Source organism: Arthrobacter sp. CAN_A214, assembly GCF_015751955.1.
Lineage (GTDB): Bacteria > Actinomycetota > Actinomycetes > Actinomycetales > Micrococcaceae > Arthrobacter_D.
In genome coordinates, this window is the sequence record NZ_JADOUU010000003.1 from 193,210 (window position 1) to 211,038 (window position 17,829).

The following is a 17,829-nucleotide window of genomic DNA, read 5'->3' on the forward strand; positions in this document are numbered from 1 at the left end:
TTAGTGTTTCAGCCAGCGCTAAACCCGTCAATGCTGACGGCGCTTGGAATGTCCGCGCAACGCCGCCCGGGCATCGGTTCCTTCCTCAAGGAGTAAATCACCGTGGATGTACAACTTTTGCTGGCGCTGGCTCTGGGGATCGTGACCATTGTCGTCCTGGTGCTCCGCACCCGGCTGGACGCCTTCGTGGCGTTGCTGATCGCCGCCCTGGTGACCGGGATCGTCGCCGGCCAGGCGCCCCTCGAAATCGTCACCGCCATCACCACAGGTTTCGGCAACACCCTCGCCTCCATCGGAATCGTCATCGGTCTCGGTGTCGGCATCGGCAAGATCCTCGAGGTGTCAGGGGCCGCCAACTCGCTGGCACTGGCCTTCCTCCGGATCTTCGGCAAGGGCCGCGAGCCGTGGGCGATGGGAAGTGTCGGGGCACTGGTCTCCATACCGGTCTTCTGCGACTCCGGCTACGTGATCATGAACCCGCTGGCGCGCTCCATCGCACGGGTGAAACGCGCAGGCTACGTCACCCTTGCCCTTGCACTCGGCTGCGGCATGACCCTGACGCACCATATGGTCCCTCCCACTCCCGGTCCACTTGCTGTCGCCGGCATCCTCGGAGCCGACCTCGGGGCTCTCATCCTCGGCGGCCTGATCTTCACGATCCTCCTCCTCCCGATCGTCATCTTCTATGCCAAGTGGATGGGCCCGAAGCTCGAGTCATCGGTTTCGGAAGAGGTCCGGCATGCCGTGTACGGCACGGTCGCCGTGGGCGGGGGCCGGAGCGGAACGGGCCACCTCGAGAGGGGCCCCGAGGGAAGTGGCTCGCATGAACTCTCCGGCGGTGCTCACACGAGTGACGCGGAGGATTTCACCCCCGACGATCCCGCCGTCGACCTCGGAACGCCTCCCGCCGGCGCGAAACCCCACCACGTCGGAGCCCTCCTCGGCTCACTTCCGCTGCTCATCCCGCTCCTGCTCATCGTGGTCAATACCGTTACCGGTGCCATCGACCAGAACGCGCAGGGCGTGCTCGGCGGTGAATACGAGCCGTCCGCCTGGGTGGTTCCCTTCGCGTTCGTCGGGAACCCCGTCGTCGCCCTGATCATCGGCGTCCTGCTCGCCGTCTACCTGCTCCTGCCACGCTGGACCCCGCGCACCAAGGTGCAGGGCTGGTTCGCTGAAGCCGCAGCCTCCGCAGGGCTCATCCTCCTCATCACGGGCGCGGGCGGCGCGCTGGGCCAGGTACTGCGCAGCTCGGGCGTCGGTGATGCCCTGGCCGAAGCGATCGCGGCCACTCCCCTCCCGGCGTTCCTCGTGCCGTTCCTGATCGCCACGCTCGTCCGTATTGCCCAGGGCTCAGGCACCGTCGCAATGATCACCGCGGCCTCCGTCACTGCCCCCCTGGTCACGACGCTGGGAATCGACCCGCTTGTCGCCGCCCTGGCCTGCACGGCCGGATCCATGGTGTTCAGCTACTTCAACGATTCCTATTTCTGGGTGGTCACCCGCTTCACGGGTCTCGAGGGCACCGCGGCGCTTCGCGGCTGGTCGGGCATCACGACGGCGGTGTGGGCCGGTTCCATCCCGCTGCTGTTCATCGCGAACTTCGTCCTCGGCTGACCGGACCGCGTCCGAGTCCAGTCGACGTTTCCGCCCCCGGCGGGGAGGGGCGGGACGACGCGGCGGTGGCGGCAACGGGCAGCGGCCGGAATAACGGACCGGGCACGCCGGTTGCCGCCACCATGACCGAAAACATCGATGTACTCCGCGAAGTGTCTCCGACCATCGACCTCAGGGACCTCGGCACCGTCCACCGCCTGGGCTTCGGTGCCATGCGGATCGTGGGCGACGGCGTCTGGGGCGAGCCCGCCAGCCGCGGCACCGCCCTCGACGTCGTCCGCCGTGCCGTCGAACTCGGCGTGGACTTCATCGACACCGCCGATTCCTACGGTCCGAACATCAGCGAGGAGATCCTCGCCGAGGCGCTGCATCCCTACCCCGACGGCGTGCGCATCGCGACCAAGGTGGGTTTCACCCGCACCGGCCCGAACCAGTGGATCCCCGTCGGCAGGCCTGAATACCTGCGCCAGCAGACGGAGCTGAGCCTTCGGAAGCTGAAGGTCGACTCGCTGGACCTGCTGCAGCTGCACCGCATCGACCCCAAGGTCGACGCCCACGAGCAGTTCGCAGTGCTCCGCGACCTCCAGCAGGAGGGCAAGGTGAAGGCGCTCGGCCTCTCGGAGGTCAGCGTCGACCAGCTCAAGGCCGCCGAGAAATTCTTTACGGTCTCCACCGTCCAGAACCGCTACAACCTGACCGACCGCACCTCCGAGGAAGTCCTTGACTACGCGACCGAGCAGGGCATCGGGTTCATCCCCTGGGCCCCTATCTCGGCGGGCGAACTCGCCCGGCCGGGCGGCCCTCTCGCCGAGGCCGCCGAACGGTTGAACGCGAGTACCTCACAGGTGGCCCTAGCGTGGTTGCTGCGCCGCTCCCCCGTGATGATGCCGATTCCTGGAACGGGCTCGATTGCCCACCTCGAGGACAACATGGGCGCGGGAAACATCAGCATTGACGACGCCACGTACGAGGAGCTTGAGAACGCGCGCTAGGATCCCTTCCGGAAAGGCCCGCTCCGGCAACGGGCGGGCCTTTTTCGTGCCCTCGACCCTTACGCACCTGCCGGTCAGCGCCCTAGAATTGACCCACCCAGCGACGAGGAGACCCACATGGACGCCAGCAGTTCTGCCGCGTTCCCGGCCGTGCCGATCGTCGTGACGGAAGTGGGCCCCCTGGAGGCGGACCCGGCCGTCCAGCTTCTTCCCGCGCTACCCACGGGCCCAGATCCGCAAGTGCCGACCAGCGCCGTCATTCCCTTCTCCGGAGAGCACGATCCCTCCTACTTCGAGAAGAATCTGATCGCGCTGCGGCCGGGTGACTCTTTGCCCGGGACAACCGTCATCGGCGTTGCCGAACCGCTGCCCCCAGGCGGTTGGGACAGCGTTCCCGGTGGTATCGACGGCGACGGGGACTGATGCCGGGTGCCTGCCGCACCGCTGGCGTACGGGTGTCCGTCGACCACCGGTCCCGATGAGCGTCGCGCGAGCCCGCAATACCCCTGAAACATTGCCGTGGCAAACTACACCGCATGTTCATTACACCTTCGGATGCTGAGAAGCTGCTCCTCAGCGTCGCGGGCATGGTCGCACGTGACCGGATGAGCCGCGGAGTGAAGCTCAACTATCCCGAAGCCGTGGCCATCATCTCCTGCTGGGCCATGGAACGCGCCCGGGAAGGTGCCCTGGTGGCAGACCTCATGAGGGCGGGGCGCCACGTGCTCTCCCGCAGCGATGTGATGGAAGGGGTTCCGGAAATGATCCCGGACCTGCAGATCGAGGCCACCTTCCGGGACGGCCGAAAGCTCGTTACGATCACGGACCCAATCTCGTGAGCCGGCCCCTGATCCCTGGTGAGATTTGCACAGCTGAGGGAACCCACCAGCTCAATGCCGGCCGTGAAACCCGGTCGCTCGTGGTCACGAATGACGGAGATCGCCCCATCCAGGTGGGATCCCACTTCCACTTTGCTGAGGTGAACCCGGCGCTGAGCTTCGACCGCGGGGACGCCGCCGGTTTCCGGCTTGACGTCGCAGCCGGAACCGCGGCCCGGTTCGAGCCGGGCGCCTCGCGCGAAGTACGACTGGTGCGCTTCGGCGGCGCAGGGCTGGTTCCCGGACTGCAGACGGGTAAGGATATGACCTGCTGCGAGGAACCACGCTGACATGGACATTTCCCGCTCTGCCTACTCGCACCTGTACGGCCCCACCGTGGGCGACCACGTGCGGCTGGCGGGCACCGACCTGTGGATTACTCCCGAGAAGGATTACACGTTCGGCGGTGACGAATCCGTCTTCGGCGGCGGTAAGAACATTCGCGAATCGATGTCCCAATCCACCCGTACCAGTGCGGCCGGCGCACCGGACCTGATCATCACAAATGCCTTGATCCTCGATCACTGGGGAATCGTACGTGCCGATGTCGGAGTGAAGAACGGGCGGATTGCCGGGATCGGCAAGTCCGGTAACCCGGACATCATGGACGGCGTGCACCCGGCTCTGGTCATCGGTCCGTCCACTGAGGTGATGGCCGGCGAGGGCAGGATTCTGACCCCCGGCGGTATCGACAGCCATGTGCATCTCCTCGGTCCTGACGCCCTGAGGGAGGCCCTTGCCTCCGGCATCACCACCGTGGGAGGCGGCGGCACCGGCCCCGCCGAGGGATCCAAGGCCACTACGGTCACCCCCGGCCCCTGGAACCTGCAGGTGATGCACCGCGCCCTCGACACCCTGCCGATGAATTTCCTGCTGTACGGGAAGGGTAATACCGTCAGTGCCGCAGCCCTCGAGGAGCAGGCCCTGGCCGGCGCGGCCGGCTACAAGGTCCACGAGGACTGGGGGTCCACGCCGGCAGCCATCGACGCCGCCCTCACCGCCGCGGACAGGTGGGGCATGCAGGTGGCTCTCCACGCCGACTCCCTCAACGAGGCAGGCTACGTGGAGCAGACACTGGCGGCGATCAACGGCCGGGGCATCCATATCTTCCACGCCGAGGGTGCGGGTGGCGGACACGCTCCGGACATCATCACCGTGGCAGCCTCAGCCAACGTGCTGCCGGCCTCCACCAATCCCACCCTGCCCTTCACGGTCAACACCGTGGCGGAGCACCTGGACATGCTGATGGTCTGCCACCACCTGAACCCCCGCATCCCTGAGGATCTCGCCTTCGCCGAGTCGCGCATCCGTGCCACGACCATGATGGCCGAGGACGTGCTGCAGGACCTCGGCGCCATGTCGATCACCTCCTCCGACGCGCAGGCAATGGGGCGGATCGGCGAAACCATCACCCGGACCTGGCAGGTGGCACACGTAATGAAGAACTACATGGGGGCAACCACCTCTACCCAGCCCGCGGACAACGAGCGCGCCCGCCGGTACATCGCCAAATACACCATCTGCCCCGCCGTGGCGCACGGTATAGACCACGAGGTCGGCTCGATCGAGGAGGGCAAGATGGCCGACCTTGTGCTCTGGAACCCCGCCTTCTTCGGCATCCGGCCCGCCGTCGTCCTCAAGGGAGGCGCCATCGTCGCGGCCCAGACCGGTGATCCGAACGCGTCTCTACCCACTCCCCAGCCCGTCTGGATGCGCGCATCCCTCGCGGGCCGGGCGTCCTCGGCGCCACACCTCGCCACCTCGTTCGTCACCCCCGCGGCCCTGGCGGACGGCCTCGAGGAACGCCTGGGGCTGACCCGCTCCCTGACCGCCATCCGCCCCACCCGGGACGTCACCAAGGCGTCCCTGCCCAACAACACTGCCCTGCCGCGCATCGAGGTGAACCCGGAGACCTTCCTGGTCAGCATCGACGGGCAGGTCGTAGAACCGGCGCCGGTCTCCGAACTGCCGCTGACCCAGCGCTACAGCCTGTTCTGATGCGCCGATGACCACGGCCCGGGTTGCCGCCTTCCTCCTCGCTGATTCCCGCCTGCCCTCCGGGGCCTACTCCCACTCCGCCGGTCTCGAGCCGGCGGTGCTCGCCGGGCTCGGCGTCGCCGGCGTGTACCCCTACCTGCTCTCCCGGCTGCGGACTGTCATGCGGGTCGAAACCGCAGCGGCCGTCCTGGCACTGCGCGCAGCGGTGGCCCCCGATCCGGCCGACGGATTCATCTCGATCGAGCACGCGCTCGACGCCCGTACCCCCTCCGCCGCCCAGCGGGAGGCCTCCCGGCGGCTGGGTCGCGGCCTGCTCCGCCTCGCCGCCAATGTGCGTGCGGAACACCCGGCCGTTCTTGCCCTCCAGCATGCCGTCCCGAAGCCCACCCGGCCGGTCGCCCTCGGTGTCTGGGCCGCCGCCTTCGGTATCGCCGAGCGGACGCTCGCGGACCTGTGCTGCTACGACGACGCACAGTCCGTGGTAGCAGCCGCGCAGAAGCTATTGCCCATCGACCCGATGGACGGCACGCGCTGGATTCTCGACGCCGCAGGCCACTTCGACGCCGTGGCCAGCGAGGCCTTGGCAGTGAGAGGCATCGATGACATTCCCGCTCCCAGTGCTCCCTGGATGGAGCACTGGGCCGAAGACCACACCACCCGAACAAGGAGGCTTTTCGTTGCCTGAGAACCAGAATCCCGCCCGCTCCTTCCGCCTGGGCATTGCCGGCCCGGTCGGAACCGGCAAGAGCTCACTGATCGCCACGATCTGTCGTGCCATGGCCGACGAACTGTCCATCGGCGTCATCACCAATGACATCTACACGGACGAGGACGCCCGCTTCCTCCGCTCCGCCGGGGTCCTCGCCGGAGAGCGGATCCGCGCCGTCGAGACCGGCGCCTGCCCGCACACGGCCATCCGTGACGACGTCACCACGAACCTGCTTGCCGTGGAGGATCTGGAAGCCGATTTCTCGCCGCTCGACCTCGTGATGGTCGAAAGTGGCGGTGACAACCTCACCGCCACCTTCTCCCCGGCCCTGGTCGACGCCCAGATCTTCGTGCTGGACGTTGCCGGCGGTGGGGACGTGGCGCGCAAGGGCGGGCCTGGAATCGCCCGGGCCGATCTGCTGGTCATCAACAAGATCGACCTGGCACCGTATGTGGAGGTCGACGTCGAACAGATGGTGCTCGATGCCAGGGGGGCCAGGGAAGGTGGTCCGGTGCTGGCGCTCTCACGCAAGCAGGATGCCACCATCCTCGAACTCAGCGCCTGGGTCCGGTGGATGCTCGAGAGGCACCGCGATGGCCAGCACACACCGCAGGACCCCGGACCGATGGCACCCCACTTCCATGCCGACGAGGACGGCGGGCACATTCACAGCCACGATGAGCCCGCCCCGCACCAGAGTTAGGTGAAGGGGTCGGCGCCCGAGGCCCGTGCAACGCTGGTCTCCTGCGAACTCGTCGGCGGCCGGGCCCGGATCAGCGTGCTCGACCAGGGGCAGTTTCTTGCCCCCCGTCCTGTCCACGCCTCTGGAGATCCTGCCCATTTGAAAGTGGCTCTCATCGGCATCGCGATGATGCTGCTGGGCGGTGACGAGGTGGCGTTGCACGTTGAGGTGGGTGCCGGTGTCGTCCTCGAAGTGGTGGAACCGGCCGGCATGGTGGCCTACGACGCTGACGGCGAGCGGTCCCGCTGGAAGCTCAAGGCACAGGTGGCCGACGGCGGCACGCTCATCTGGGACGGCGCGCCGATGGTTGCATCGTCCGGCTCGAACGTGCTGCGCGAAACGACGGTGTCGCTGGGCTTGAAGGCACGCGTGCTGATGCGTGAGACGTTGGTGCTGGGCCGTTCGGGAGAGGTCGGGGGGCAGGTCCGCTCGGTCTCCCGCTTTCGAGGACCTGAGGGCGATTACCTGTATGAGGACCTCGACCTGACCGGCTCCGGCCGCGCCGCCGTGGGCATTCTGGGCAATTCGAGAGTGATGGACGGGGTTACCGCTGTGGGTTGGCGGCCGGCAGTTCCGTCGACGGGTGGCACGGCTCACCTGGTGCTCGCCCGGCCGGGAGCGGTTCACCGGTCGCTGACTGCGGATGCGCACGTGGCGGACGCGCAGACGGCGCCGGTGTTCACCCAGTGGCGGTCCGGCTTGCTTCGACCCTAGATCGCCATGGCTGCACGGACATCGGAGGCAGCCGCAGCGCCGCCCGGTCCCTCGGACACCACGCGGCCCGAAGCGAGGACAGAGAAAGTATCCGCCGCCTGCAGGGCGAAGCCCACGTGCTGTTCCACCAGCAGCACCTGCATGCCTGCAGTTGCTGACAGGCTCAGGATGGTCTGCTGGATTTCCGCCACCACCGAGGGCTGGATGCCTTCGGTGGGCTCGTCAAGTATCAGCATCCTCGGCTGGGTGAGGAGGGCCCGGGCGATGGCGAGTTGCTGCCGCTGCCCGCCCGACAACAGCCCGGCCCTCCGTCGGAGCAGGGGCTTCAGGGCCGGAAACATGTCAAGCGCCGTGTTGATCCGGTTCTGAGCGTTGGAACGGCCGTCAGCCACGAGCTGGAGATTCTCCAGGGCCGTCAGCTGCCCGAAGGACTGTTGACCCTGGGGAACATACGCCATGCCGCGTGCCACCCGTTCATGCGCCTTCAGTCGGGTGATGTCCTCGCCATCAAGGAGGATCCTGCCACTGGTCACCCGAAGGATGCCCACGACGGCCCGGAGCAACGTGGTCTTCCCGGCGCCGTTGTGACCCAGCACCGAGGCAACCCCATCCCGGGGAATGACGAGGTCGACCCCGAACACCACCTGCGTGTGGCCGTAGCCCGTGGTCAGTCCCTGTAGTTCGAGCATCAGCTGTGTCCTCCCGGAAGGGGCGTGCCCAGATACACTTCCTGCACCTTCGGGTCAGCCTGTACCTGTGCGACGCTGCCCTCACTGAGGACCCTGCCCCCGGCGAGCACTGTCACCGACGAAGCGAACTGTCGCATGAACTCCATGTCATGCTCCACTACCAGGGTGATGCGGCCGGCCCCGATCCGCCTCAACAACTCCCCGGTCTTCTCCCGTTCCTCCTGACTCATTCCCGCCACGGGTTCGTCCAAGAGCAGCAACTGCGCCTGTTGGACCAGGAGCATCCCGATCTCGAGCCACTGCTTCTGGCCGTGGGAGAGGATTCCAGCCGTGCGGTCCCGCACTCCGGTGAGCCCCACGATGTCCAGTGCCTCCTCGACTTCCGGGAGCACGGCCCGGCGGCGTTTCACCAGGCTCAACCGGTTGCCGCGCGCCACCGCCGCAATATCGAGGTTCTGGAGCACGGTGAGGTTCTCAAAGACGCTGGCTGTCTGGAAGGTGCGCCCCACGCTCAGGTTCGAGATTTGGTGGACCTTCCGGCCGATTAGCTCTTTCCCCGCAAGGCGCACGCTTCCGGAGGCGGGGACCAGCCCCGTCACGGCGTCGATCAGCGTTGTCTTCCCCGCTCCGTTGGGTCCGATCAGGAACCGCAGGTCGCCCTGCGCCAGATCGAGGTCCACGCCGTCCACTGCCGGAAAACCGTCGAAGGAGACCCTGAGGTTGCGTATTTGGAAGTCCGGCGCCGGGCTGGTTCCGGCAGGACCGTCGGCGACCTGCGGGCGGGTCAGGATGCTCTGATCGTGTGTCATGCTGTTGCCCCTTGAGGCGTTCGCCCGGCCGGTTGCGGGTCTGCCCTGCGTCTGCGAAGCCGTTGCAGGGCACCGGGCAGTGACGCGATGCCGCCCGGCAGGAACCCGATGACGAGGATGAACAGCAGCCCCTGGAAGTACACCCAGAAGGATGGAAAGGATGAAGCAAGGGTGGTTTCGGCGAAGGCGACGCCGATTGTGCCGAGTACCGGTCCAAGCAGGGTGGCCCGGCCTCCGATGGCAACGCCGATCAGGAAGCTGATGGACGGCACCACGCCGACGTCGGCCGGTGAGATGATTCCGACGATGGGCACGAAGAGAGCGCCCGCGATCCCTGCCATTCCGGCTGCCATGACGTAGGCCACGACCTTGACCGAAGCGGGGTCGTAACCGAGGAACCGGACACGTTCTTCCTGGTCCCGAACGGCAATCAACAACTCGCCGTAGCGGCTCCGCGACAGCTGCCGAGCTACAGCGACCATCAGGAGAAGCATTGCGGCCGCGAGGTAGAAGAGCATCACCTTGTTGGCCGGATCATTGAGGTCGAAGCCGAAGAAGGAGCGGAAGCCGTTGAGCCCGTTGGAGCCCCCGGTGGTCCCCTGCTGGCCTATCAGCAGGACGGCGAATGCCGCCGCAAGTGCCTGGCTGAGGATCGCGAAATAGGCACCTTTCACCTTGCGCCGGAAGATGGCCAGGCCCAGTACCAGCGCCACCAGTCCGGGAAGGAGAACGACGGCGGCGACAGTGAACAGGGGGCTGCGGAACGGTTCCCACCACCAGGGCGCCACACCCGTACCGTAGAGCAGCATGAAGTCGGGCACTCCGCTCCCGCCGAACAGTGCGGCGTCCGCCAACTTCATGTGCATGGCCATGACGTATGCTCCGATACCGAAGAATACGCCTTGCCCGAGCGTGAGCATTCCTCCCCGCCCCCAGGCCAGTCCGATCCCGACGGCGACCATCGCAAAACACAGATACTTCGCCAGGAGGGCGAGGCTGAAGGCCGAGAGCACGGCGGGAGCCACCAAGAACAGGAGCACCGCGGACAGCGCGAATCCTGTCAGTGTCCGGGCCGGGCCCCTCACCGAAGGCATCCACGGGTGCTGGCCGGCCGTCGGTATCCGTAGCTTGTCCATCAGACCAGGCTCCTTGTCTTTACGCTGAAGATGCCCTGCGGACGCATCTGGAGGAACACCACGATCACGGCGAAGATCAGGACCTTCGCCACGCTGGCCGTCGTCGTGAATTCGAAAAGCGACTGCAGCACGCCCAGGGCAAACGCAGCGAAAACCGCTCCCCGAATCTGGCCGATCCCCCCGGCCACCACCACAAGGAAGGCATCCACGATGTAATTGGTGCCCACGTAGGGGCTGGTGGACCCGATGAGGGTCACGCCTACTCCCGCCACTCCTGCCATGCCGGAGCCGAGGAAGAAGGTCAGCTGATCGGTACGGCGTGACGAGATCCCACTGGTTTCCGCCAGGTCCCGGCTCAGGACGACCGCGCGGATCCTGCGGCCCAGCGGTGTCCGTGAGAGCAGGAGAGACAACCCGATCAGGGAGCAGATTGCCAGGGCCAGGAGAAACAGACGGGTGAGAGGGATCGGTGCCCCGAGAAGTTCGATATTGCCCTGCAGCCATGCCGGCACCCTCACATCGACGCTGGGTGCACCGAAGATGTCCCGGGCCGCCTGTTGGAGTACAAGGGAGACGCCGAAGGTCACGAGCAGCGTATCCAGCGGTCGGTGATATAGGTGCCTAAGCAGCAGCGACTCCAGGGCGAGGCCCATCAGGCCGCCCACCAGGAATCCTGCAGGGATGGACACCAGGAGAGACAACCCCGCACTGCCGATGACCTGCTGCACGGTGAACGCGGTGTAGGCGCCGGCCATGATGAATTCGCCGTGGGCGAGGTTGATCACCCCCATCTGGCCGAAGGTCAGCGCCAGCCCCAGCGCGGCCAACAGGAGGATCGAGCCGAGGCTCAGTCCCGCGAATAACTGTCCGATCAGGATTTCCATCCCGCTTACCTCCCTCCCTCGGCCTGTGAGACTACTGGCCCAGTTCGCTGGCCCAGTCGTAGGTCTCAAGGAAAGGATCAGGCTCCACTGCCTCGGGAGCCTCCCAGACCACGTCGATCAGGCCATCGGCATTGATCCTGCCGATGCGCGGAGTCTTGGTGATGTGGTTGTTCTCACCATTCACCGTCACCGTTCCCTCCGGAGCGTCGAAGGTCACGCCGCCAGCGGCTTCCTGTATATCGGCGACCTCGAAGGAGTCGGCTTTCTCGACCATCGCTCTCCACAGGTGAACCGAGGTATAGGCGGCTTCCATCGGATCGCTGGTCACGCGATCTTCACCGAAGCGCTCCTTGAACGCGGCAACGAAGGCGGCATTCTCGTCATTGTCGAGCGTCTGGTAGTAGTCCCAGGCCGTGAGCTGCCCCTCGATGTTGTCCACACCGATTCCGGGAACCTCCTCCTCGGCTATCGAGACGGAGACAACAGGCATGGTGTCGGCGCTGAGGCCCACTGACTTGTATTGCCGGAAGAAGGCGACGTTGCTGTCTCCGTTGAGCGTGTTGAACACCGCGTCGGCACCGGAATCCCGGACCTTGTTCACGATGGTGGAGAACTCGGTGGAGCCCAGTGGCGTGTACTCCTCACCCATCACTTCGATACCGTGCGCCTCGGCATAGGCCTTGATGACCTGGTTGGCAGTCCGGGGGAACACGTAGTCGCTTCCCACGAGGAAGATGCTCTTGGTCCCCTGCTCCACCAGGTAGTCAAGGGCAGGAACGATCTGCTGGTTGGTGGTGGCGCCGGTATAGAAGATGTTCTCCGAGGATTCGAGTCCCTCGTACTGCACCGGGTAGAACAGCAGTGAGTCGCTGGACTCGAAGACCGGAAGCATGGCCTTGCGGCTCGAGGAGGTCCAGCCGCCGAACACAGCGGCGACGCAGTCCTGCTGGATCAGTTTGCCGGCCCGCTCCGCGAAGACGGTGGGCTCGCTGGCGCCGTCCTCGCTGACGATATCAATCGTCTTCCCGAGGACTCCGCCTGCGTCATTGATTTCCTCAGCCGCCAGGGTGAGCGAGTCAAATACCGTGGATTCACTGATTGCCATTGTTCCCGAGAGCGAATTCAGGAAACCCACCTTCACCGAATCCCCGGACGTATCCACACAGGACGTCCCCGAACTTTCGGCGTCGGCTGCGCTCGTGGTGCTGATCTGGCTTCCGCAACCGGAAAGCACCAGCGCGCCGAGGGTGGTGGGAATAAGCGCCAGACGAATCCTGGAAGTGACGTTCATGAATCCTCCGTGGGAATGCAGGATGAAAGACGCCCGGCAGAGCGTCGAAATGAACACTAGGCAACCATTGTTTCGGGATCGGGCGAATGAGATTTCCGGGCCGTTTCGAGTGTTTCCGATGGGGTCCTGCTGAAGCGGCAGCCCCGTAATCAGACGCCGATCACCTACGTTTTCGGAATAGAGCCCTGCCTCGGTGCGTTCCAAACCTGGAAGGTTTTTCCCACTATCGGTGCGCCCGCAGTGCGCGCCCGAGAAGGAGCACACCCCTATGGCCAACATCCTGATGGTTGTTTCATCCGCCGATTCGCTCACCATGAAGGACGGCAGCTCGCACCCCACTGGCTACTGGGCCGAGGAACTCGTTGTCGCGCACCGGATCCTTCGCGAAGCCGGGCACACGGTCCAGCTCAGCTCACCAGGGGGCGTGAAGCCTACGGTCGACCAGGTGAGCCTCGATCCGCAGCAGGCCGGTGGCGAGGAAAAAGCGGCAGACTTCCGCGCGTACCTCGAGGAGATCGATGACGAGCTTTCCGCGCCGCGAATCCTCGCCCACATCGATCCCGCAGCCTATGACGCCGTCGTGATGCCCGGCGGCCATGGTCCCATGGCCGATCTGTACGCGAACAGGGACCTCGGCCGCGTCCTGATTGCCGCCAACAACGAGGGCAAGATCATCGCCCCGTTCTGCCACGGCCCGGCAGGGCTGTTGAGCGCGGTGGACGACGGCGGAACCTTCGCCTTCGAAGGCCGCCAACTCACGGTGTTCACCAACGAGGAAGAACTCTCCGGCGGAACCGGCGAGAACACCCCGTGGTTCGTAGAGACAGCACTCCGCGAGAAGGGCGCCGTGGTCGAAACGGGGGCCGCCTGGGAGAGCGTCGTCGTGCGCGACGGAAACCTCATCACCGGCCAGAACCCGCAGTCGAGCGAAGACGTCGCAAAGGAAGTCATCGCGGCCCTCGCCGGTTAGCCCCCGGTACGCGGACGACGTCGGGCGGCGAGGCGGTGGCCGCCCGACGCCGCTACCGCTATCGCGGCAGAACTGGAGGCGTCGTGCCTTGGCCGCTCGTCACGCTACCGGCTGCCCGGGCTGGCCGTGGCTCGACTGTTCGGCTACCGCCATCCCGCAGCGGGTGCCACGAGGGTCAGGATGTTCTCGAGCAGCTCGGCGTTGTACTCGACACCCAATTGGTTGGGTACCGTCACCAGGACGGTGTCGGCCTCCTGTACCGCGGCGTCCGAGGCAAGCTGTGCAGCGATGACATCGGGTTCCCCGATGTAGCTCTTGCCGAAACGTGACCGCATGCCCTCCAGGTTGCCTACCTGGTCCTTGCCGTCCCTTTGCGACCGGAGCCCGAAGTAGTGGCGGTCGGCATCGCTGACGATCGGCAGGACACTCCGGCTGACCGAGACCCTCGGTGTGCCGTTATGTCCGGCGTCGGCCCAGGCTTTCCGGAAGATTTCGATCTGCTCTGCCTGCAGCTCGTCGAACGGCACCCCGGTGTCCTCGGTCAGCAGGGTGGAACTCATCAGGTTCATGCCCTGCTCCCCCGCCCATCGAGCCGTCGCCCGTGTCCCCGAACCCCACCAGATGCGCTCTCCCAATCCGGGCGACTGCGGCTCGATCGCCAGGCGACCCGAGTGCCCGGTCATCCGCGGATTGGCATCGGCCATCCCCGAGCCCGAGATGGCCGCGCGGAAGATGGCGGCCTTGTGCCGGGCGTCGTCGGCATCGCTCCTGCCCTCCCCGGGCACATACCCGAAGGCCTCGTAACCGTTGAGCGCGGGTTCGGGTGAACCGCGGCTGATGCCGAGCTGCAACCTGCCGCCGCTGATGAGGTCGGTGACTGCCGCCTCCTCCGCCATGTACAGGGGGTTTTCGTAGCGCAGATCGATGACGCCGGTGCCCAACTCGATGGTGCTCGTTCGGGCTGCCATTGCGGCGAGCAGCGGGAAGGGCGAGGCAAGTTGCGGGGCGAAGTGGTGCACCCGCACGTAGGCACCGTCCACACCGAGTTCCTGAGCCGCTACCGCGAGCTCCACGGTCTGCAGGAGGGCGTCACCGGCAGTGCGCACGAAGGACCCTGGGACGTCCTGGTAGTGACCGAACGAAAGAAAACCGATGCGCTTCATGCCTGTCGCAGCGCTCGTGTGGAGCGCGATATTCCCCGCGGCTCCCGAATCCGCGGCGCAGAAGGCAGTGGTCGGCCGGCGCCTCCTTCCTCCCGGTCCAACCGGCGTGGCATCCTGCCCAGGTCTCAACGATCACTGCGTCGTGTTGCGGTCAACACGCTGCCTTTAAGGCTTCCCTTCCCGAAAGGTGTACAGGGCCCAACGCTCAGCTGCTGCGGGGGCGCTGTCAGTAGGTGCTGCTTCCACAGGCGGTGCGCCCGCTGCGGGAAGCAGGGCCAACGCGCGGCGCATCCGTCGCGCCCGCCGTCGCTGCCGGCGATCCAATCACGCCCGGGGATCCCGCAGCGCCTGCCCTCGAGCCGGTGATCCGGCCACGCCCGGAGGCTCCGCAGCGTCTGCCCTCGAGCCCGCCGCGCCGGGCCGTTCCTCACGGAGAAAGAAGGCGCCGAGCGATCCCGCAAGGGTCGCGAAGACCGCCACCGAGTAGACGGCGAGCAGCACCTGCAGGATGCGTGCGAACGCACTCGTGGGCGTCAGGCCACTGCCGGTGATCGTGGCCATCGCGGATTCGAACAGGGAATCGGCATACGTCTCGTGCGATCCCGTGGCATACAGCAGTTGGCTCGAGGCCAGGATGACGACGGCGGTCACCGCGATCAGCCAGCCGATGCGGCTCGAGAGCAGCCGTCCCGCCGACCGCGATCCGCGGACCCCCGCGGACACGATGCCGCCGAAGCGGGCGAACCGCGCCAAGCGCACGAAGCGAAGCGCCTGCAACGCCCGGAAGAACCGGAGGAAGGGGACGAGCAGGAAGATGACCTGCCACCAGTTCTTCTTCCAGAACTGTTTGCGGAACCCTGCGATATAGGCACGAAGGAGGAATTCCCCGACGAAGATCGCCCAGAAGATCCACCCGGCAATGGCGAAGGCCAACGCCATGCTGGGTTCCGTCGCCAGAAGCTGGCCGAGCACTACGAAAAGGAAGATGACGCCGAGGATCCCCATGGGTTTGTCGAGGCGGCGGGCCAGCAGCTCCGCGGTTCCCAGCTGCTCCGCCGTGCTGGCTTCCTTGGTGGCATCAGCCTGTTTTCCGGACATCTCCCACTTCTCCCTCGACTTCCCGACACTATCCTTTGAAGATGCATGCGACCACCTGCCGCTACCGAACCCGCGCGGTCCGTTCCGGGGAACCGCAATGAGGCGATCCGCCGACATCGGCTTGCTCAAGGATTCATTGCGCACCCAGTTGTGGCCGGTGCCGCTCCTGGCCGTCGTGCTGGCCGTCGCTCTCGGACAGTATCTGCCGTTCCTGGACGGGCTGATCGATCAAGACCTTCCGCCCGCTGTCTCGGGACTCCTGTTCGGTGGGGGGCCGGAGGCGGCGCGCTCACTGATGGAAACAATCGCAAGTTCGATGATTACCGTCACCTCGCTGACCTTTTCCCTGACCGTGGTCACGCTGCAGCTGGCGAGCAGCCAGTTCTCGCCCCGCCTGCTCCGCACGTTCACGCGCGACCGCTTCGTCCACAACACGCTCGCGCTCTTTCTCTCCACGTTCGTCTTCGCCCTGACCGTCCTGCGGAGTATTCGGGTGGAGACCAGTGAGGGTCAGGGTTTTGTGCCCGTGATCTCCGTCACTGTGGCCTTCCTCCTGGCCCTCGGAAGCGTCGTCGGCCTGGTGCTTTTCCTTGCCCACCTGGCACGCCAGATTCGCGTCGAGACCATGCTGCGCGATGTCCACCGCGAAGCCGACAAGGCGCTCATCCGGATTTTCCCCGACGACGACAAAGTTGCCGGCTCGCCGACGAAGCGCGATGCCGGAGCGACGCTCATCGAGAACGACACCTCCGGTTTCCTGCTGCGGCTCGACCCGGACGCCGCCCTCGCCACGGCGAAGGACACCGGAACATTCATCGTGGTCGATGTGATGCCCGGGGCGTCACTGGTGAAGGGCGTTCCCTTCGCCCGGGCCTGGTCGCTCGACGGGGGCAGCATCGACGCCGAACGGCGGAAAGCGATCAGCAAGGGACTGAACTCCGGGGTGGCCACCGGTTTTGAACGCACCTCGACACAGGATGCCGGCTTCGGACTCCAGCAACTGCTCGATGTCGCGAGCCGCGCACTGTCTCCGGGAATCAATGACCCGACAACCGCCATCCACGCGCTGAGCCATGTCGCGAGCGTGCTGTGCGGTCTTGCCGATCGGAAGACCGGCCCCAAAACCCTGCAGGACGACGACGGCGTGGACCGCGTGGTGCTGCAGTATCCGACCTTCCCCCACCTCCTGAACCTGACCATGGAACAGTTGCTCGAGTACGGTATGGCGGACCCCCGCATGGCCGCACGAATTGTTCAGATGCTGCGTGAGGTGGCGTGGGTGCACCACTCCGCGGAGGCCCGCTCCGCGGTGATCACCCAGCTGGGCAGGACCCGCACGGCTGCGGATGGCAGTGGCCTCGACTCACACGTCAAGGAGAAACTTGCGGCAGAATTCGCCGCTGTCGAAGCGGCCCTCGGTTCAGCGTGGCCCGTCGGCGGGGCCGGGACGTCGGGCAACGGCGTCATGGAATCGTAAGGGCAGCGGTCCGCAGGCTCTGCACATAATGGTTTGGTGGCCATTCCGGAGAACTCGCAACCGCCCAGGACAGCCCCGCATTCCGCTGCCGGGCCTTCCGCTGTCAACCGCCCGAGGAGGAAGCCGCGAGGGCGAGCCGCCATCGCCATTCTGCTGGGCGTTCTGCTGAGCGCCGTGCTCGCCACGATCAACGGTCTCCAGCTCGCATCGCTCCAACGTGCATTGAACGGCCTGGGCATGCCGGACACGCAGCTGGGGGGATATGACGCCGGCTATGTGGAGAGCGTCCAGGCCAGCATGACGGACGAGCTCTACGAGCGCTACGGTGCAACCCATTACCTGTGGGACATGCTCTTCCCCCTGGTCTTCGCTGCGACCCTGGTCCTGCTCATCCTGCGGGTGACCCGCGGGAGGAAGGTCGCATCGCTGCTGATGATCGTCCCGATCGTCTACGCGGCCGTGGACGTCGCGGAGAACCTTACCCTCGAGGCGGTCTTCGCCTCGGGAACGATCGATCCCGGCACCGTGGCGTTGGCCTCGGCCCTCACGGTGCTCAAAACCATCCTTTTCATCACAGCCCTCATCGCGGCACTCCTGGCCCTGCTGGTCAGGCCGAAGGGTTCCGACTCAGCCGAAGTGCGGCCGACCGGCTGACCCCTTCT

The 17,829-nt window shown here is 66.0% G+C and carries 19 protein-coding genes; 12 read left to right on the plus strand and 7 right to left on the minus strand.

Going from position 1 to position 17,829, the window contains the following annotated elements; all coding sequences use genetic code 11:
• The first annotated feature begins 102 nt into the window (after nucleotides 1-102).
• The 9 genes from IWX65_RS04510 (at nucleotide 103) to IWX65_RS04550 (ending at nucleotide 7,650) form a co-directional block, all read left to right on the plus strand.
• Nucleotides 103-1,617: a GntP family permease gene (locus IWX65_RS04510; RefSeq protein WP_196881236.1), complete on the plus strand. Its 1,515-nt coding sequence runs from the start codon at nucleotides 103-105 to the stop codon at nucleotides 1,615-1,617.
• 122 nt (nucleotides 1,618-1,739) lie between these two features.
• The gene (locus IWX65_RS04515; RefSeq protein WP_196881237.1) at nucleotides 1,740-2,609 is read left to right on the plus strand and encodes an aldo/keto reductase; all 870 of its coding nucleotides are present in this window, start codon (nucleotides 1,740-1,742) and stop codon (nucleotides 2,607-2,609) included.
• A gap of 117 nt (nucleotides 2,610-2,726) precedes the next feature.
• Complete coding sequence (locus tag IWX65_RS04520) at nucleotides 2,727-3,032, plus strand: hypothetical protein (protein WP_196881238.1); 306 nt, start codon at nucleotides 2,727-2,729, stop codon at nucleotides 3,030-3,032.
• 113 nt (nucleotides 3,033-3,145) lie between these two features.
• On the plus strand, nucleotides 3,146-3,448 hold the full coding sequence (locus IWX65_RS04525; protein ID WP_196881239.1) for an urease subunit gamma: 303 nt from the start codon (nucleotides 3,146-3,148) through the stop codon (nucleotides 3,446-3,448).
• A complete protein-coding gene (locus IWX65_RS04530) occupies nucleotides 3,445-3,777 on the plus strand; it encodes an urease subunit beta (RefSeq protein WP_334683652.1) in 333 nt (110 codons plus the stop codon). Before IWX65_RS04525 ends, IWX65_RS04530 begins: the two co-directional genes overlap by 4 nt.
• A 1-nt stretch (nucleotide 3,778) precedes the next feature.
• On the plus strand, nucleotides 3,779-5,485 hold the full coding sequence (locus IWX65_RS04535) for an urease subunit alpha (RefSeq protein ID WP_196881240.1): 1,707 nt from the start codon (nucleotides 3,779-3,781) through the stop codon (nucleotides 5,483-5,485).
• A 7-nt stretch (nucleotides 5,486-5,492) separates the two neighbouring features.
• Nucleotides 5,493-6,170, plus strand: a complete 678-nt coding sequence (locus IWX65_RS04540; protein ID WP_196881241.1) for an urease accessory UreF family protein — start codon at nucleotides 5,493-5,495, stop codon at nucleotides 6,168-6,170.
• A complete protein-coding gene (gene ureG / locus IWX65_RS04545; protein ID WP_334683653.1) occupies nucleotides 6,163-6,897 on the plus strand; it encodes an urease accessory protein UreG in 735 nt (244 codons plus the stop codon). The genes IWX65_RS04540 and ureG overlap by 8 nt, the downstream gene beginning before the upstream one ends.
• A complete protein-coding gene (locus tag IWX65_RS04550; protein ID WP_196881243.1) occupies nucleotides 6,898-7,650 on the plus strand; it encodes an urease accessory protein UreD in 753 nt (250 codons plus the stop codon).
• Here the strand turns inward: IWX65_RS04550 and urtE are convergent.
• From urtE to urtA, 5 genes are read right to left on the minus strand one after another with little or no spacing between them, the layout of a single operon-like run.
• Nucleotides 7,647-8,339, minus strand: a complete 693-nt coding sequence (urtE, locus tag IWX65_RS04555; protein ID WP_196881244.1) for an urea ABC transporter ATP-binding subunit UrtE — start codon at nucleotides 8,337-8,339, stop codon at nucleotides 7,647-7,649. The genes IWX65_RS04550 and urtE overlap by 4 nt on opposite strands.
• Entirely contained in the window at nucleotides 8,339-9,148 is an 810-nt protein-coding gene (gene urtD, locus IWX65_RS04560) for an urea ABC transporter ATP-binding protein UrtD (RefSeq protein ID WP_196881245.1), read from the minus strand. The genes urtE and urtD overlap by 1 nt, the downstream gene beginning before the upstream one ends.
• Nucleotides 9,145-10,284 carry an urea ABC transporter permease subunit UrtC gene (urtC, locus tag IWX65_RS04565; protein ID WP_334683654.1) on the minus strand — a complete coding sequence of 380 codons (1,140 nt, stop codon included), beginning with the start codon at nucleotides 10,282-10,284 and terminating at the stop codon, nucleotides 9,145-9,147. Before urtC ends, urtD begins: the two co-directional genes overlap by 4 nt.
• Nucleotides 10,284-11,168: an urea ABC transporter permease subunit UrtB gene (urtB, locus tag IWX65_RS04570; RefSeq protein WP_196881246.1), complete on the minus strand. Its 885-nt coding sequence runs from the start codon at nucleotides 11,166-11,168 to the stop codon at nucleotides 10,284-10,286. The genes urtC and urtB overlap by 1 nt, the downstream gene beginning before the upstream one ends.
• Before the next feature lie 31 nt (nucleotides 11,169-11,199).
• Complete coding sequence (gene urtA, locus IWX65_RS04575; protein ID WP_196881247.1) at nucleotides 11,200-12,459, minus strand: urea ABC transporter substrate-binding protein; 1,260 nt, start codon at nucleotides 12,457-12,459, stop codon at nucleotides 11,200-11,202.
• 268 nt (nucleotides 12,460-12,727) lie between these two features.
• On the opposite strand from urtA, the gene IWX65_RS04580 reads away from it, so the two are divergent.
• Entirely contained in the window at nucleotides 12,728-13,429 is a 702-nt protein-coding gene (locus IWX65_RS04580; RefSeq protein WP_196881248.1) for a type 1 glutamine amidotransferase domain-containing protein, read from the plus strand.
• A gap of 143 nt (nucleotides 13,430-13,572) precedes the next feature.
• Here the strand turns inward: IWX65_RS04580 and IWX65_RS04585 are convergent, their stop codons facing one another.
• On the minus strand, nucleotides 13,573-14,592 hold the full coding sequence (locus tag IWX65_RS04585) for an LLM class flavin-dependent oxidoreductase (protein ID WP_196881249.1): 1,020 nt from the start codon (nucleotides 14,590-14,592) through the stop codon (nucleotides 13,573-13,575).
• A gap of 324 nt (nucleotides 14,593-14,916) precedes the next feature.
• Nucleotides 14,917-15,690 carry a hypothetical protein gene (locus tag IWX65_RS04590; RefSeq protein ID WP_334683655.1) on the minus strand — a complete coding sequence of 258 codons (774 nt, stop codon included), beginning with the start codon at nucleotides 15,688-15,690 and terminating at the stop codon, nucleotides 14,917-14,919.
• Between the two features lie 97 nt (nucleotides 15,691-15,787).
• Between IWX65_RS04590 and IWX65_RS04595 the strand changes: the two genes are divergently transcribed.
• Entirely contained in the window at nucleotides 15,788-17,167 is a 1,380-nt protein-coding gene (locus IWX65_RS04595) for a DUF2254 domain-containing protein (protein WP_196881250.1), read from the plus strand.
• Nucleotides 17,168-17,203: 36 nt separating this feature from the next.
• A complete protein-coding gene (locus IWX65_RS04600) occupies nucleotides 17,204-17,821 on the plus strand; it encodes a hypothetical protein (RefSeq protein WP_196881251.1) in 618 nt (205 codons plus the stop codon).
• Nucleotides 17,822-17,829 lie beyond the last annotated feature (8 nt).